This window comes from Streptomyces silvisoli (assembly GCF_029269905.1).
Classification (GTDB): domain Bacteria; phylum Actinomycetota; class Actinomycetes; order Streptomycetales; family Streptomycetaceae; genus Streptantibioticus_A; species Streptantibioticus_A silvisoli_A.
This window is the reverse complement of record NZ_JARJBC010000024.1, coordinates 94366-113150: the sequence shown is the minus strand read 5'-3', so window position 1 is coordinate 113150 and position 18785 is coordinate 94366. Positions and strand designations below refer to the sequence as shown.

The following is an 18785-nucleotide window of genomic DNA, read 5'->3' as shown; positions in this document are numbered from 1 at the left end:
GCGGTCCACCCCTCAGCACACCCGCTCCGCACGCGCGGACCCGCCCGGCGCACCGCTCCGCCGGGCGCGGCCCGCACGACTCCGCGCGCATCGCATCGTCCCCGTCCCGAAGGACTTCTCCCCATGACGGACCTCCACGACACGCCGGCGACGTCCCCCCTGGCGCGGCCCGATCACGCCGCCGCCCCGGGAAGCCCCTCGGCCCGTCCGGCGCCGCACCCGCCGCTCGGTGAGCTGTTCACCGCGTGGGCCGACCGGACGCCGCAGGCGCCCGCGGTGACCGACGGCCAGCGCACCTGGTCCTACGAGGAGCTTGCGGCGCGCGCCGAGCGCCTGGCCGACGACCTCGTGCGGCGGGGGGCCGGACCCGACAGGACGGTGGCGCTCGTGCTGCCGCGCTCCATGGAACTGGTCGCGGCACAGCTGGCCGTGGCCCGGGCGGGTGCCGCCTTCCTGCCCGTGGACCCCGACTATCCAGCCGAGCGCCGCGCCCTCATGCTGGCCGACGCCGCACCCGCCGTGGTACTCGACGACCTGGCCGACGTCCGCCGCCTCATGGGTACCGGCCGACGATCCGCGGGCCCGCGCGCGACGGTGCGGGCGGACCACGCGGCCTATGTCATCTACACCTCGGGCTCCACCGGGACGCCCAAGGGCGTGACGGTCACTCACCGGGGCATCGGCGGCTTCGCGCAGGCCGCCGCGGAGCGTTACGCCGTGGGCCCCGGCGACCGTGTGCTGCAGTTCGCGTCCCCCAGCTTCGACGCCTCCGTCCTGGAGCTGTGCATCTCCGTCCTGAGCGGCGCGACGCTGGTCGTGCCGCCGGACAGCCCGTGGCTGGGCGACGAACTCGCCGGCGTCCTGGACGAGTACCGCATCACCCATGCCCTCATCCCGCCCGCCGCCCTCGCCACCCTCCCCGACCCGGACGGGCGCGGTGGCGCGCCGCATCTGCGCACGCTGATCGTGGGGGCCGAAGCCTGCCCGGCCGCACTGGTCGACCGCTGGGCACGTCGGCGCCGCATGATCAATTCGTACGGGCCGACCGAGGCCACCATCGTGGCCACCTGGACCGGACCGCTGGTCGCCGGAGACGGCGCCCCCAGCATCGGCACCCCGCTGCCCGGTACGCAGGCGCACGTGCTCGACGAGGCGATGCGGCCGGTACCGGTGGGCGCCGAGGGGGAGTTGTACGTGGGCGGGGACGGCGTGGCCCGGGGCTATCTCGGCCGCCCGGGCCTGACCGCCACCCGCTTCGTCGCCAGTCCCTTCGGGCCGCCCGGCGCCCGCCTCTACCGCACCGGAGACCGGGCGCGCTGGAACGCCGACGGCGAGTTGGAGTTCCTCGGCAGGCTGGACCGCCAGGTCAAGGTACGTGGCTTCCGCATCGAACCGGGCGAGATCGAGGCGGCGCTACTGCGCCACGCCGGGGTGCGCGAAGCCGTGGTGGTGGTGCGTGAGGACGAGCCGGGCCGACAACGGCTGGTCGGCTACGTCACCCCCGCGGATCCGGAAGACGCCCCCGAGCCCGCGCGGTTGCGCGCCGCGATCGCCGCGGCCCTGCCGGCGCACATGGTGCCCTCCGCCGTCGTCGTCCTGGAGCGACTGCCGCTCACCCCGCAGCTCAAGATCGACCACCGCGCTCTGCCCGCGCCCGGCCCCACGCCCACGGTGGGCCATGTCCCGCCGCGCACCCCGAGCGAGCGGGCACTGGCCGCCATCTGGTCGGACGTGCTGGGTGCCGAACCCGTCGGTACGCAGGACGACTTCTTCGACCTGGGGGGCGACTCGATACTGGCCGCGCGCCTGCTGGCCCGCGTCCGCGACGAAACGGGCGTCCGGCTTTCGGTCCGTGACGTCTTCACCGCCCGGACGATCGCCGTCCTGGCCCCGCTGCTCGACGACCCGTCCGCTGCCGCGCCGCCGGAGCCGATCCCGCCCGCGCCGCGCGACCAGCCGCTGCCGCTGTCCAGCGCGCAGCGGCGGCTGTGGTTCCTCGACGACCTCACCGCGGGCGGCACCGAGTACAACACGGGCGTGGCGCTGCGGCTGCGCGGGCCCCTGGACGTCGGCGCGCTGCGCCGCTCCCTGGACCGGCTCGCGGTCCGCCATGACTCCCTGCGCACCACCTTCGCCACCGTAGACGGCCAAGGCGTGCAACGGATCAGCCCGGACGCCGCGATCCCGTTGCGCACCGTCGACCTCGGCGCGCTGCCCGCCCAACGGCGCGCCGAGGCCGCCGAACGCCTGCTGGCCGAGGAACTGGGCCGCCCCCACGACCTGGCGACGGGCCCGCTGACCCGCGCGCTGCTCGTCGGCTGCGCCCCCGAGGACCATCTCCTGCTGCTCGCGCAGCACCACATCGTCACCGACGGCTGGTCGGTCGGTGTCCTCACCAGGGAACTGGCCGCGCTCTACCACGCGGAGGCGACCGGCGAGCCGGACACCCTGCCCGCGCCGAGCGTCCAGTACCCCGACTTCGCCGTATGGGAGCGGCGGCGGCCGTCCGCGGACGGTGACGCGGAGGATCTGGCGTACTGGAAGCGGCACCTGACCGGTATCCAGCAACTCGAACTGCCCACGGACCGCCCCCGTCCCGCGGTGCGCACCACCACCGGTGCGGCGCACCGCCACCACCTCCCGGCGGAACTGGTCGCGCGGCTACGGCACCTGGCCGCGGGCCGGAGCACGACGCTCTTCACCCTCTTCGCCGGCGCGGCGGCCCTGCTGTTCTCCCGGTACTCAGGGCAGCGCGACGTGGCGTTCGGCACGATCACCAACGGGCGGAGCCGCCGGGACCTGGAGGAGGTGACCGGCTTCTTCGCCAACACCGTGGTGCTGCGCGGCCAGGTGGACGACACCGCCACGGTCGACCGGTTCGTGGAGGCCATGCGGGCGACCGTGCTGGACGCCTTCGCCCACGACGGCGTGCCGTTCGACCGGGTGGTCGAGGAACTGGCCCCGCCCCGGGACCCCAGCCGCACCCCGCTGGTGCAGGCGCTGGTGGTCCAGCAGGCTCCCTTGGCGCTCCCGGCGCGGCCCGGCGGGTTGCGGATGGACGAACACCCGCTGCCCCGCCCGGCGGCCCGCTTCGACCTCGTACTGGAGTTCACGCCGCGCCCGGACGGTGGATGCGAACTGACCGTCGAGTACAACACGGATCTGTTCGAGGCCCGCACCGTGGCACGGATGAGCCGGCATCTGCACCGCCTCATGGAGGGCATGGCGGACGGCCCGCACCGGACCCTGGCGGAGCTGCCGCTGCTGTCGGAGGAGGACCGGCGCACCCTGCTGGAGTCCTGGAACCCGCCCGCCCGCGCCCAACAGGGCGGCACGGCCACCACGTTGCCCACACTGTTCGAGGCGCAGGCGGCCCGCACCCCGGACCGGACCGCCGTGATCTGCGGGTCCGTGCGGCTGGACTACGCGGAAGTCAACCGGCGTGCCAACCGGCTCGCCCGGCTGCTGACCGCCCGCGGCGCGGGCCCCGAGACCCTGGTGGCGCTCTGCCTGCCGCGTTCGGCGCATCTGATACCGGTGCTGTGGGCGGTGCTCAAGTGCGGCGCGGGATACCTCCCGATCGACCCCGGCTATCCGGCCGACCGGGTCCGCTTCATGCTCGCCGACGCCGCTCCCGCCCTGGTGGTCGCCGCCCGTGAGACCGTGCGCGCACTGCCGGAGGGCTGCGAACCGCTGGTCCTGGAGGACTGCGCGGCCGACGACGGGACGCCCCTGCAGGACCGTCTCCCGGCCACCGCCGCGGCCGAGGCGGCCGAGGCGGATCCGACCGACTCCGACCGCCTGCGGCCCCTGGACCCCGACCATCCCGCGTACGTCATCTACACCTCCGGATCGACCGGGCGCCCCAAGGGCGTGGTGGTCACCCACCGCAGCGTGGCCGCCCTGGCGGACTGGGCGGCGCGGCGGTTCGGCTCCGACGGGCTGGCCCATGTGGTGGCGTCCACCTCGCTCAACTTCGACGTCTCGGTGTTCGAGATGCTCTGCCCCTTGCTGGCCGGGGGGACCGTGGAAATGGTCACCGACCTCCCGGCGCTCGCCGACGCCCCGCAGCCGCAGCGGGCCGGGCTGGTAAGCGGCGTGCCGTCGGTGGTCTCCCGGATGCTCACCGAGGGCGCCGCCGTCCAGCCGGACACGGTCGTGCTGGCCGGCGAGGCGCTGCCTGCCCAGACCGTCCGGGACCTGCGGCAGGTGATGCCCTCCTGCGAGGTGGCCAACATCTACGGGCCGACCGAGGCCACCGTCTACGCCACCGCATGGTTCGCCGGCGACACCGTGCCGGAGCAGGCGCCGCCGATCGGCAAGCCCGTGGCCCGCACCCGGGCCTACGTCCTGGACCGGCTGCTGCGCCCGCAACCCCCGGGGGTCACGGGAGAGCTGTATCTGGGGGGCGGCGGCCTGGCCCGCGGCTATCTGCGCCGACCGGGCCTGACCGCGGCGCGGTTCGTCGCCGATCCGTTCGGCGTACCAGGGGACCGCATGTACCGCACCGGCGACCTGGTCCGGTGGACCGCCGACGGAGAGCTGGAGTACCTCGGCCGCACCGACCAGCAGGTGAAGGTACGCGGCTTCCGCATCGAGCTGGGCGAGGTGGAGGAGGCGTTGCGGCGCTGCGAGGGCGTCGCCGAGGCCGCCGCGACCGCCCGCGAGAGCGACGGCCACCGCCGTCTGGTCGGCTACGTGGTGCCGGCGCCGGGCGCCCGGGTGGAACCGGAGGCGGTGCGCCGCACGCTCGGCCGCAGCCTGCCCGACTACATGGTGCCCTCCACCGTGGTGGTGCTGTCCGCGCTGCCGCTGAACCCCAACGGCAAGCTGGACCGCGGCCGACTCCCCGACCCCGGGCCCGCGGCGAGCGGCTCCCGCCATGTCGTCCCGCGCACCCCCACCGAGCGGACGCTGGCCGCGATCTGGGCCGAGGTCCTGCGTGTGGAGCGGGTGGGGGCGGACGACAACTTCTTCGCGCTGGGCGGGGACTCGATCCTCAGCATCCAGGTGGTGGCCCAGGCCCGGCAGGCGGGACTCGCGTTGACCTCCCGCGACGTCTACCGGCACCAGACGGTCGCCGCCCTGGCCCGGTGCGCCGACGCCGCGGACAGCCGACGCCCCGCCGCCCCGGCCGCGGCGGCGGCCACCGGCCCGGCTCAGCTGACACCCATTCAGCGCTGGCTGTTCGGCAGCGCCGGCGAACAGGCCGGCCGGTACGCCCAGACGCTCTCCCTCGAACTGACCGCGGGGGTCGACACGGCCGCGTTGGAGGACGCACTCAACGACCTGCTCGCCCACCACGACGCGCTGCGCTCCCGGTTCCTCACCGAGGACCGCGGCGAGGGCGTCCGGTGGCACATCGACGACAGCGCGCCCCGTCTGCGGCTGCTGCACCACAGCGGCCCGGACGGCGACACACCGCACCTCGGCGCCTTCGACCTGCGCCACGGCCCGCTGCTGCGCGCCGTCCTGCACGACCGGGGCCCGGAGCGCCCGCCGCTGCTGCACCTGGCCGTCCACCACCTCGTCGTTGACGGGGTGTCATGGCGCGTCCTGCTGGAGGACCTGGACCGGGCCTACCGCGCCCGTCGCGACGGCCGCGACGGGACGGCCGCGCTGCCTGCGAAGTCCTCGGCGCTGCGGCACTGGGCCCAGCGCCTGACCGAGTACGCCGCTGAGGGCGGTTTCGACGGCGAGCGGGAGTACTGGTCGCAGTCGGTCGCGGGCGCCCTGACGGCGCTGCCGACGGACCTGCCCGGTGCCAACTCCTATGCCTCCGTCCGCTCGGTGACCGTCCGCCTCAGCCCGCGGGACACCTCCGTCCTGCTGCGGACCCTGCCGCGGACGTACCGTACCCAGGTCAACGACGTGCTGTTGAGCGCCCTCGGGCGGGTGCTGTGCGCGTGGACGGGTCACGACCGGGTGGCGGTGGACGTCGAGGGGCACGGCCGCGAGGAGTTGTTCGCCGACGTCGACACCAGCCGTACCGTCGGCTGGTTCACCACCCGGCACCCGGTCGCCCTCTGCGTCCCACCGGACGCTGACTGGGACGGCGTCCTCAAGCGGGTCAAGGAGCAGTTGCGCGCGGTGCCCCGGCACGGCCTGGGCCACGACGCCCTGCGGTACCTGGTGCCCGCCGGGGCACTGCCGCCCGAGTCGGCCCCGCAGATCAGCTTCAACTACCTGGGGCGGTTCACGCTGCCGGACGGACCGGACGGTCTCTACCAGGGCCCGTTCCGCCCGCTCGAACTGGACGCCGACCCGCTGGCCGCACGTCCGCACGCCCTGGAGGTCGTCGGGCGCCTGGACGGCGACGTCCTGGAGTTCACCTGGTTCCACTCGGCAGGAGTGCACCAGGACAGCACCGTCGCCGCGCTCGCCGACCGGTTCGCCGACGCGCTGGCCGACCTCGCCCGCTACGCCGCACGGTCGGGCACCGGCGGCCGCACCCCGTCCGACTTCCCCCTGGCCCGGCTCGACCAGGCGGCCGTGGACCGGATCGTGGGGGAGGACCCGGCGGCGGTGGAGGACATCCACCCGCTCACCCCCACCCAGGCGGGAATGCTCTTCCACGGCCTGGCCCCGGACGACCGCGGCGTGTACTTCCAGCAGCTGACCTTCGTCCTGGACGGCGTCTCCGACACCGCCGCACTGGCCGAGGCGTGGCAGCGGGTCACGGACCGTACACCGGTGCTGCGCGGGCGTGTCGTGTGGCAGGACGTGCCCGAACCCCTTTTCGTGGTGCAGCGCCACGCACCCGTGCCGGTGACCCGTCTTGACTGGCGCGACCTGCCGGAGGCCGAACGGGACAGGCGACTGCCCGAACTGCTCCAGAACGACCGCGACCAGGGCATCGAACTGTCGAAGGCCCCGCTCCAGCGCCTGGTGCTCGCCCGGCTCGACGACGGCCGGGTGCGGGTGGTGTGGTCGTTCCACCATCTGGTCCTGGACGGCTGGAGCCTGTTCCAGGTCCTGTCCGACGTCTTCGCCTCCCACGCCTCACTGTCCGTCAACCCCAACGGCACCCCGAAGCGGGACGCCCTGCCCGACCGGCGCCCGTTCCGCGACTACGTGGCCTGGCTGCGCGAGCGGGATGCCACGGAGGCCGACCGGTACTGGCAGGCCCGGCTGAGCGGCCTGACCGAGCCCACCGCGCTGCCGTACGACCGCGAGCCGCGCGAGAGCCACCGCGCGGAGTCCACCCAGGCGGTCCGCGTCACCGTCCCCGCGGACACCACCCGCGCCCTGGAAGAGCTGGCCAGGACCGCGGGGCTGACCCTGAACACCCTGGTCCAGGGGGCGTGGGCGCTGCTGCTGAGCCGACAGGCGGGCCGCGACGAGGTGGTCTTCGGCACCACCGTCTCCGGACGGCCTCCCGAACTGCCCGGCGCCGAGGCCATGACCGGTGTGTTCATCACGACCCTGCCCACCCGGGTCACGGTGCCGCGCACCGGCACCCTCCTGGCCTGGCTGCGGCGGCTTCAGCAGGACCAGAGTGAGGACCGGCGCTTCGACCACCTGCCGCTTCCCCGGATAAGGACGTTCACCGGCCTGCCCGAGCGGGTCGCCCTCTTCGACAGCATCGTCGTCTTCGAGAACTACCCGGTCGACGACACGCTCGCCGCCGCACACGGACTGCGCCTGAGCGGCTTGGACGGCGTGGAGACCACCAACTACCCGCTGAGCCTCGTCGCCTACCCCGGCGCGCAGCTGGCCCTGCGCCTCGGCTACGACCCCCGGCTGTTCGACGCCGAGACCGTCGCCCGGATGGGCGAGTACCTCACCGTGCTGCTGGCCGCCATGGCCGTCGACGCGCGGCGGTCGCCCGCTCGGCTGCCGCTGCTGACGGCCGCCCGCCGGGAGCAGGTGGTGCGCGAGTGGAACGACACGGCCACGGACACGCCCGACGCCACGGTGGCCGGGCTCTTCGCCGCCCAGGTGTCGCGCACGCCCGGGGCCGTCGCCCTGGAGGCCGGGGACGAGCGCCTGACCTATCGCGAACTGGACGCCCGAGCCGAGGCGCTGGCCGCTCGGCTGGCGGCGCTCGGCGTGGCGGCGGAACGCCCCGTGGGCCTGCTGATGGACCGCTCCGTCATGCTGGTCGTCGCCCAACTCGCCCTCGCCCGTACCGGCGGGGTGTACGTACCCCTGGACGGCAGGGCGCCGCTGGAGCGGCTGCGGCTGATGTGCGCCGAGGCGGGCGCCGATCTGCTGCTCACCGACGCCGCCTGGGAGGAGACGGCGCAGGGCGTGCTCCCCGGCGGCCGGATCCTGCGGGTGGACGGCGACGCTGACGCGTCGACGCCGCCATGTGCGGCCGTCCGCGCGGTGCACCCGGACAACCTCCAGTACCTGATGTTCACCTCCGGCTCCACCGGCACGCCCAAGGGGGTCGCGGTACGCCAGCGGGACGTCGCCGCGCTCGCCCTCGACCGCGCCTTCACCGGTCACGACCGGGTCCTGGTGCACTCCCCGCACGCCTTCGACGCCGCCACCTACGAACTGTGGGTCCCGCTGCTGCGAGGAGGCACGGCCGTGCTGGCCCCGCCGTCCGAACTCGACGCCGCCACGGTGCGACACGCGATCGCCGAACAGGGCGTGCGCTGCCTGTGGCTGACGGCGGGTCTGTTCCGCCTGCTCGCTCAGGAGGATCCCGGCTGCCTGTGCGGCGCCCGGGAGGTGTGGACCGGAGGCGAGGCCGTACCCGGTGCGGTGGTGCGCCGGGTGCTGGACGCCTGCCCCGGCCTCACCGTCGTCGACGGCTACGGCCCCACCGAGACCACCACCTTCGCCACCCGGCGCGTCTTCCGCGCCGGCGATCCGCTGCCCGCGGTGCTGCCCATCGGACGTCCCTTGGACAACACCCGGGTCTACGTCCTGGACGACGCGCTCCAGCCCCAGCCGCCGGGCGTAACCGGTGAGTTGTACATCGCGGGTGCCGGAGTGGCGCGCGGATACGTCGGCCAGCCGGGGGCCACGGCCGCGCGCTACGTGGCCGACCCGTTCGGCCCGCCCGGCGGGCGCATGTACCGGACCGGCGACGTCGTCCGGTGGAGCGCGCAGGGCGAACTGCACTTCGTGGGGCGCGCCGACGCCCAGGTCAAGATCCGCGGCTTCCGCATCGAACCGGCCGAGATCGAGGCCCGGCTCACCGCCCACCCGGCCGTCGCCGAGGCGGTCGTGTCGGTGTACGAGCACTGCGGACGCAAACGCCTCGTCGCCCATCTCGTCCCGGCCCGGGAAGGCGCGCTGCCACCCGCGACCGACCTGCGCGCCCATCTGTCGGCCGACCTGCCCGACTACATGCTGCCTGCCGCGTTCGTGACGGTGGCGGAACTGCCCCTGACCGGCAACGGCAAGGTGGACCGGCGCCGACTGCCCGCCCCCGACTGGTCGTCGGCGGCGACCGACACCGGCTACCGTGCGCCCCGCACCGAGGCCGAGCGCGTCCTCGCGGGGATCTGGGCGGAGCTGCTCGGCGTCGGCCGCGTCGGCGTGGACGACAACTTCTTCATGCTGGGCGGCGACTCCATCCTCAGCATCCAGGTGGTCTCCCGCGCCCGCACCGCGGGTCTGGCGCTGACTCCCCGGGACCTGTTCCGGCACCCCACGGTCGCCGCCCTGGCCGCGGCCACCGGCACCGGCGCGCCCGTCGCCGGCAGCGCGCCGGTGACCGGGGAGGTCTCGCTCACCCCGATCCAGCACTGGTTCCTCGACCCGGGGCCGCGGCGCCCGGAGTTCTTCGACCAGGCCGTCGTCGCGGAGACGGCCGGCGACCCCGATCCGGATGCGCTGCGCCGCGCGCTCGCGGCGCTGTGGACCCACCACGACGCTCTGCGCTCCCGTTTCGTCCTGCGGGAGGACGGGTCCTGGCACCAGTACTGCGCGGCCCCCGACGCCACCCCACCGGAGTTGCTGACGGTGTGCGACCTGACCGGGCTGGACGCGGCGGCGGCCGAGGAGACCGAAGCGCGCGTCGCGCAGGAGGCGCACAGCGGGTTCCAGCTCGACGCCGGCCCGCTGGTGACCGCGCGGCTGTTCACGGCCACCCGCACCCGGCCCGCACGCCTGCTGCTGGCCACGCACCACCTGGTGGTCGACGGCGTCTCCTGGCGGATCCTGCTGGAGGACCTGGAGACCGCCTATCAGCAGGCACGGGCCGGGGAGCCGGTGCGCCTGCCCGAGCGCACCACCTCCGTCCAGGAGTGGGCGCGGCGGCTGCGCGCCCACACGCGGGACGGTGGGTTCGCCGCCCAGCGCGCGCACTGGGAGGCGGTGGCCCGGCAGTGCGCGGCACCGCTTCCGGTGGACCGCGACGGCGGCAACACCATGGCCGACGTGAGTTCGGTGACGGTCCGTCTGGACCAGCGGCGCACCGAGGACCTGCTGCGCAAGGTGCCTGGCGTCTACCGCACGCGCATCGACGACGTGCTGCTGGCCGCCCTCGGCCGGGTGGTGGGCGCGTGGACCGGGCGCGGCACTGTCGCCGTCGGCCTGGAGGGGCACGGCCGTGAGGACCAGATGTTCGACGACATCGACCTGTCCCGCACGGTCGGCTGGTTCACCACCCTGTTCCCGGTCGCCCTCAAGGTGCCCGACGGGGACTGGGGCGCCGCCCTGAAGTCCGTCAAGGAGCAGCTGCGGGCCGTACCGGACCGCGGCATCGGCTACGGGGCCCTGCGCCACCTGGCCGGGGACCAACGGCTCACCGAGGCGCCGATGCCCGGCATCAGCTTCAACTACCTGGGCCGCTTCCAGTGGTCCGCCGGCCGCGGGCGACTGGTGTCCGCGGTGCCCGGCGGCCTGGGCGGCGCGGAGGCACCCGAGTCGGCGCGCCCGCATCTGCTGGACGTGGTGGCCCGCGTCGAGGACGACCAGCTGGAGATCAGCTGGCACTACAGCACCGGACGGCACCACGAGGAGACCGTCGCCGGGCTCGCCGAGGGGATGCTGCGGGCGCTGGAGGACATCGTCGCCCACTGCTCCCGTGCGGACGCCGGTGGCCGCACGCCGTCCGACTTCCCCCTGGCGCGGCTGGACCAGGCGGCCGTCGACCGGGTGGTGGGGGACGGCCGGGCGGTCGCCGACGTGTACCCGGTGACGCCGATGCAGGCGGGCATGCTGTTCCACAGCCTCATGGACCCCGACGGACGCACCTACGTCAACCAGGTGCAGGTAGCGCTGTCCGGCGTGACCGACCCGCACGCCCTGGCCGAGGCGTGGCAGCGCACGGCGGACGCCAACCCGATGCTGCGCACCCGGCTGGTGTGGCAGGAGACGGCCGAACCGCTCCAGGTCGTGCAGCACCGGGCCACCGTGCCCGTCGCCCACCACGACTGGTCCGGCTGGCCCGCCGAACGGTGCGAACGGGAGCTCGCCGCACTCCTCGCCGAGGACCGGCGGGCCGGGATCGACCTGGCCGCCGCTCCGCTGATGCGGCTCACGCTGATCCGGTTGTCGCCGGAGCGGGTGCGGATGGTGTGGACGTTCCACCATGTCCTGCTCGACGGGTGGAGTGCCGCCCAGGTGTTCGACGAGGTGTGCGAGCGGTACGCGGCCCTGACCCAGGCTCGCCGCCCGGACGTGCCGGACCGCGCGCCGTTCGCCGACTACCTGCGCTGGCTGGCCCGGCAGGACACCGCGCGAGCGGAACGCTACTGGCGCGAAGCCCTGGCCGGGTTCACCGTCCCCACCCCGTTGCCCTGCGACCGGCGTCCCGCCGAGGCACACCGCGCCTCCTCGTCCGGGTCGGTACGGGTGACGCTGGACGCCGCGCTCTCGGCGCGGCTGCGGGAGACGGCGCAGCGGGCCGGCCTGACCGTCAACACCGTGCTCCAGGGCGCCTGGGCGCTGCTGCTGTCCCGCTACGGCGGCGGTGACGACGTGGTGTTCGGCACGACCGTGTCCGGACGCCCGGCCGAACTGCCGGGAGTGACCTCGATGGTCGGCGTGTTCATCAACACCCTGCCGACCCGGGCGCGGATCGACGGGCGGCGCGAGGTGCTGGAGTGGCTGCGCGAACTCCAGGCCGCCCAGTCGGAGTCGCGGCGCCACGACTTCGTCTCGTTGGCCCAGATGCAGACCTGGAGCGACGTCCCGGGCGGCACGAACCTCTTCGACAGCATCGTGGTCTTCGAGAACTACCCGTTCGACGGCGGCGCCCTCGCCCGGCACGGGCTGTCCCTGGAGCAGGAACGCGACCTGGAGCCGACCAACTACCCGCTCAGCGTGGTGGTCGCCCCCGGTGACACCCTGTCGATCGCGCTCGACTACGACCCGGCGGCCTTCGACTCGCAGACGGTCGAGGGCCTCGGCGCGAGTCTGCGGACGCTGCTGACGCGGATCGCCACCGACCCGGACCGCCGCCTGGCCGACCTGCCCCTGGTGGACCCGGCGCGGGGCCGCCGCCTCCTCGAACGGTTCGGCGGCCCGGTGACCCGGGCGCCGCACCGGACGCTGCCGCAGGTGTTCCAGGAGCAGGCCGCGCGTACCCCCGACGCCCCGGCCGTGCGGGTCGGCACCGAGCGCCTGACCTATCGGCAGCTCAACGAGCGCGCCAACCGGCTGGCCCGCACTCTCGTCGAGGCGGGCACCGGTCCCGAGCGGTTCGTCGCCGTCGCCCTGCCCCGCACCGCCGACCTGGTCGTGGCGCTGCTGGCGATCCTCAAGAGCGGCGCCGCCTACCTGCCGGTGGACCCGGCCTACCCCGCCGAACGCATCGCCTTCCTCTTCGAGGACGTCCGGCCCGACGCGGTGGTGACCAGCGCGCAAACCGCCGGCCGGTTGCCGTACGGGCCGTTCGAGCGGATCGTGCTGGACGACCCGGCGTGCGCAGAGCGGCTGGCCGCGGCGTCCGCCGCCGACCTGCGGAACGACGAGCGGCACCGGGCGCTGCTGCCCGCCCACCCGGCCTATGTCATCCACACCTCCGGCTCGACGGGACGCCCCAAGGGCGTCGTGGTGGCCCACCAGTCGGTGGTGGCGCTGACCGACTGGGCCGCCGCCGAGTTCCAGGGCCGGGGGCTGAGCCATGTCGTGGCCTCCACCTCACTCAACTTCGACGTGTCGGTGTTCGAGATCTTCTCTCCACTGCTCAGCGGCGGGTGCGTGGAACTCGTACCCGACCTGCTGGCCCTGGCCGAGCGGCCCGGCCCGTGGCGCGCCGGTCTGCTCAGCGCGGTGCCCTCCGCCCTCGGTCGGCTGCTGGCGGAGGACACAGTCCGCGCCACCGCCGACACCGTCGTGCTGGCCGGCGAGGGGCTGCCCGCGCGGACCGTCCGCCAGGTCCGCGCGGCCATCCCCGGGTGCCGGGTGATGAACATCTACGGCCCCACCGAGGCCACCGTCTACGCCACCGCTTGGACCTGCGACCCGGCGGACCCGGACCGCGACCCGCCGATCGGCAGGCCGATCGGCGGCGCCCGGGCCTATGTCCTGGACGACCGGCTGCGCCCGGTGCCGGCGGGGGCGCCGGGAGAGCTGTACCTCGCCGGGACCGCAGTGGCCCGCGGCTACCTGGGCAGGCCCGGTCTGACCGCCTCCCGGTTCCTCGCCGACCCCTTCGGCGTCCCGGGGGCCCGCATGTACCGCACCGGGGATCTGGTGCGCTGGACCGCCGAGGGCGACCTGGTCTACCTCGGCCGCGCCGACGACCAGGTGAAGGTGCGAGGCTTCCGCATCGAACTGGGCGAGGTGGAGGCCGCACTGGCCCGGCACCCGCAGGTGTCGGCGGCCGCGGCCCGGGTGGTGGAGGACGGCGGTCACCGGCGGCTGGTGGCCTACGCCGTGCCCGAGGGCCGCGCGGCGCTGGAGCCCGCCGCGCTGCGCTCCTTCCTGGCGCGCACGCTGCCCGGCCACCTGGTCCCTTCGCTGGTGGTGCCGCTGGAGCGGTTGCCGCTCGGCGCCACCGGCAAACTGGACCGGCGAGCGCTGCCCGAACCGGTGTGGTCCGCCCCGGCCACCGCCGGCGGCCTGCCGCCGCGTACCGACACCGAGAGGACGCTGGCGGCGATATGGTCCGAGGTGCTGGGCGTGCCGGACGTCGGGGCGCAGGACAACTACTTCGCGCTCGGCGGCGACTCGATCCTCGGCATCCAGATCGTCTCCGCCGCCCGCAGAGCCGGTCTCGCGCTCACCCCCCGGCACCTGTTCCAGCACCAGACGGTCGCCGAACTGGCCGCCGCGGCCGAGGACCTGCCGGTCCCGGTCGCCGCGGCGGAACAGGGCCCCGTCGTGGGGGAGGCGCCACTGACCCCCGTGCAGCACTGGCTGTTCGACACCCTCACCGGCGATCCGGCGGCCTTCACCCAGGCGGTCTCCTTCCACTTGGCCGCCGACCCCGACGAGTCTTCGCTGCGGGCCGCGCTGGCCAAGGTCCTGGAACAGCACGACGCGCTGCGCCTGCGGTTCACACCCGTCGGCGACGGCCGATGGCGCCAGGAGTGCACCGCGCCCGGCGGCGCACCGCACCTGGACGTGCACGAGCTGCCCGAGGGAAGCGCTCAGGACCTCGACGGGCGACTGGCCGAGCTGGCTGACCGGCTGGCCTCCGGATTCGACCTGGCCGCCGGACCGCTGCTCAGGGCGGCCCTGTGCCGCCCGGCTGGCGACCGGCGCCCGGTCCTGCTGCTGGCCGCCCACCACTTGGTGGTGGACGCGGTGTCCTGGCGGGTGCTCCTGGAGGACCTGGACCTCGCCTACCGGGCCCTGCGGGCCGGGGAGGCGGTGGACCTCGGGCCGAAGACGACATCCTTCCGCGCCTGGGCCACACGGCTCGCCGGGCACACCGCGGCGGGCGGCTTCGATGACGAACTCGCCTACTGGCAGGGCCTGACCGGGGACGCCGACGTGCCGACCGACCGCACCGGAGGCAACACCGCCGAGCACGAGGAGACCCTGACGGCCGGACTGGACGAGGAGCTCACGCGCCGACTGCTCCAGGACGTGCCGGAGGTCTACCGCACCCGGGTCAACGACGTCCTGCTGTGCGCCCTTGGCCGGGTCCTGGCGCGCTGGACGGGACGGGACCGGGTGGCGGTGGCCCTGGAGGGCCACGGCCGGGAGGAACAACTCTTCGGCGATGTCGACCTTTCCCGCACCGTCGGCTGGTTCACCACCATGTTCCCCGTCGCCCTCACGGTCCCCCCGCAGGGGGACACCGGTGCCGCTTTGAAGTCCGTCAAGGAGGGCCTGCGCGCCGTGCCGCGGGGCGGAGTGGGGTACGGCGCCCTGCGCCACCTGCACCCCACGGCCAAGGCGCGGCTGCCTGAGCTGCCGCGGATCGCCTTCAACTACCTGGGCCAGCAGGACTGGAGTCCGGCCACCGGCGGCCTGCTGCACACGCCGTACGGCACGTTGGCGGGCGGCATGGACGAGCCCGGGCAGCGGCCGTATCTCATCGACATCGTGGGTCAGGTGCGCGACAAGCGGCTGGAGTTCACCTGGTCGTACTCGCGCGAGGTGCACCGGCGCGAGACCGTCGCCCGGCTGGCGGCCGAGATGACCGGGGAGCTGCGGGAGATCGTGCGGCACTGCGCCGAGCCCGGCGCGGGCGGGCGCACCCCGTCGGACTTCCCACTGGCCCCGCTGGACCAGGCGGCCGTCGACCGTCTGGTGGGCACCGGCCGCGAGGTGGTGGACGTCTATCCGCTCACCCCCACGCAGACCGGCATGGTCGTCCATGGCATGGACGAGCCCGCGCAGCCGCTGTACGTCGAGCAGATCACGTTCGTGGTGGACGGGGTGCGCGACACCGGCCTGCTGGCCGCCGCCTGGCAGCACGTGGTCGACCGCACGCCCGTACTGCGCACCGCCGTGCTGCTGCACGGCGTTCCCGTGCCGCTCCAGGCCGTGCACCGCACCGCCACCCTGCCGCTCACCGAACACGACTGGAGCGGCCTGACGCCGCAGCAGCGGGAGACGGAACTGGAGCGGCTGCTCGCCGCCGACCGGGCGCGTGGCCTGGCCCTCGACAGCGCGCCGCTGCTGCGCGTGGCCCTGGTCCGGCTGAGCCCGGACGAGGTGCGCGTGGTGTGGACCTTCCACCATGTGCTGCTGGACGGCTGGAGCGTCTTCCACGTGCTGTCGGACGTCCTGGCCTGCCATGCCGCGCTCGCCCGGGGCGGCGAGCCGCGCCTGCCGGAGCGCCGGCCGTTCGCCGACTACGCCGCCTGGCTCGCCGGCCGGGACACCGCCGGGGCCGTGGAGCACTGGAAGCGGGCCCTCGCCGGGCTGACCGCGCCCACGGCGCTTCCGTACGACCGCAGACCCGCCCAGGGCGCGGCGGCCCGCTCCGGCACCTGGTTGTCGCGACGACTCGACGCCGCGCAGACGGCCCGGCTGACGCAGTTCGCGCGCCGCCACCGTCTCACCCTGAACACCCTGGTGCAGGGCGCCTGGGCGCTGCTGCTGTCGCGTTGGAGCGGCGAGCGGGAGGTGTGCTTCGGCACCACCGTCTCCGGGCGCCCCGCTGACCTGCCCGGCGCCGACACCATCACCGGACTGTTCATCACCACCCTGCCCGCCCGGATCGCCGTGGACGGCGGCGCGCGGTGCGGCGCCTGGCTGCGTGAGGTGCAGGAGGCACGGGCGGAGGACCGCCGCTTCGACCACCTGCCGCTGACCGACCTGCACGACGTCACCCAACTGCCCGCCGGGACACCGATGTTCGACAGCCTTGTGGTCTTCGAGAACTACCCGGTCGGCGACGCGACGGCCGACGCCAACGGCGTACGGGTACGGGACCTGGACGCACGGGAGGCCACCAACTACCCGCTCACCGTGGTGATCTCACCCGGTGACCGGCTGAGTGTCGAACTGGGCTACGACCCCCGGTACTTCGAGCAGGCCACCGCCCGCTCCCTGACCGCCCAGCTGCTGCACACCCTGCACGCCGTGGCCGCCTCGCCGGACACCGCCACCTTGGACTCGGTGGACCCGCTGCCGCCCGAGGAACGGGAGCGGCTGGTCAGGGGCCCCGCACGTCCGATGACCCCGCCGGTCTCCCCGGCCACCCTGCCCGCGCTGGTCGAGGCCGCGGCGGACCGCCTGCCGACGGCACCGGCGCTGAGCGCGCCGGGGCTGCTGCTGTCGTTCGCCGAAGTGGAAACGCGGGCGAACCGCATGGCGCACCGGCTCATCGCCCGAGGCGCGGGCCCCGGCGACATCGTCGCCCTGCTGCTGCCGCGCTCGGCCGACATGGTCCTCGCCCAGCTGGCGGTCGCCAAGGCAGGCGCCGCGTTCTTGCCCGTGGACCCCGGCTATCCACCCGAGCGGGTCGCGGCGATGCTGCGTGACGCCGCCCCCGCCGTGGCCCTCGACGCCGCCGAGGTCGCGGCCCTGCTCACGGCACCGGACGGGCCGGCGTCCGAGAAGCAGCCCACCGACGCCGACCGGGTCCGGCCGCTGGACCTCGACGACCCGGCCTACGTCATCTACACCTCGGGGTCGACCGGCACCCCCAAGGGCGTCGTCGTCACCCACCGCGGCCTGGCGCCCTTCGCCGCGGCCGAGGCCGAGCACTACCACGTGGCCCCCCAGGACCGGGTGCTGGCGTTCGCTTCCCCCAGCTTCGACGCCTCGGTGCTGGAACTGTGCATGTCGCTGCCGCACGGCGCCTGTCTGGTGGTACCGCCGCCCGGCCCGCTGCTCGGCGCAGAACTGGCCGACGTGCTGCGCCGTGAGCGCATCACCCACACCCTGCTGCCACCGGCCGCGCTCGCCACCCTGCCGCCGGACACCCCCGGCACCCTTCCCGACCTCAAGACCCTCGTGGTCGGCGCCGACGCGTGCGGCGCCGAACTGGTCGCCCGCTGGGCCCCGCACCACCGCATGGTCAACTCCTACGGGCCCACCGAGGCCACCGTGGTGGCCACCTGGTCCGCCCCCCTGGAACCGGACGGGTCCGCTCCGCCCATCGGCCGCCCGCTGCCCGCCACCGGCGCCTACGTCCTCGACGCGCGCCTGCGGCCGGTCGCCGACGGTGTGCCGGGCGAGCTGTGGCTGAGCGGCCCCGCCCTGGCGCGCGGCTACCTGCGCCGCCCCGGCCTGACCGCGACGCGCTTCACCGCCGACCCGTTCGGCCCGCCGGGCGCCCGCATGTACCGCACCGGCGACCTGGTGAGGCGCGACGCCCGCGGCGAACTGCACTACCTGGCCCGCACCGACCACCAGCTGAAGTTGCGCGGCCACCGGATCGAGGCGGGCGAGGTCGAGGCCGTCCTCGCGCGCCACCCGGCCGTGCTGGACGCGGTGGTGACCGTACGGGAGGACGAGCCGGGGCTGCCGCGCCTGGTGGCCCACGTGCTGGCCCAGCCGGGCGCCGAGCCGCCCGCCGCCATGGAGCTGCGGGCGTTGGCCGCCCGTACCCTGCCCGGCCACATGGTCCCCGCGGCGTTCGTGGTGATGGACCGTTTCCCGCTCACCGAGAACGGCAAGACCGACCGGGCCGCCCTGCCCGCCCCGGCAGCGCCCGAGGACGAGCCGGCGGGCCACGTCGCCCCGCGCACACCCACGGAGGAGGCGCTGGCCGCCTTGTGGGAGGAGGCCCTGCGCACGGCCGTGGGCGCCGAGGACGACTTCTTCTCCCTGGGCGGCGACTCCCTGCGCGCCCTGCACATCGCCTCCCGGGCCAACGAGGCCTTCGGCGTCACGCTCACGCCCCGCGACGTGCTGGTCTGCCGCACCGTCGCCGCTCTGGCGGAGCTGGTGGAGGAGCGGGTGCTCAGTGACCTTGAGGCCGCCGCGCGCGGCGACGGCGACCACGACGAACGGTGAGGACCGGA

At 74.8% G+C, this 18785-nt stretch carries 1 protein-coding gene; it reads left to right on the top strand.

Features of this window, described 5'->3' with window-relative positions:
- Positions 1 to 123: 123 nt before the first annotated feature.
- Positions 124 to 18777 (top strand): non-ribosomal peptide synthetase, encoded by an 18654-nt coding sequence (locus tag P3G67_RS29565; protein WP_276096221.1) that lies wholly within the window; start codon positions 124 to 126, stop codon positions 18775 to 18777.
- The last annotated feature ends 8 nt before the right edge of the window (positions 18778 to 18785 follow it).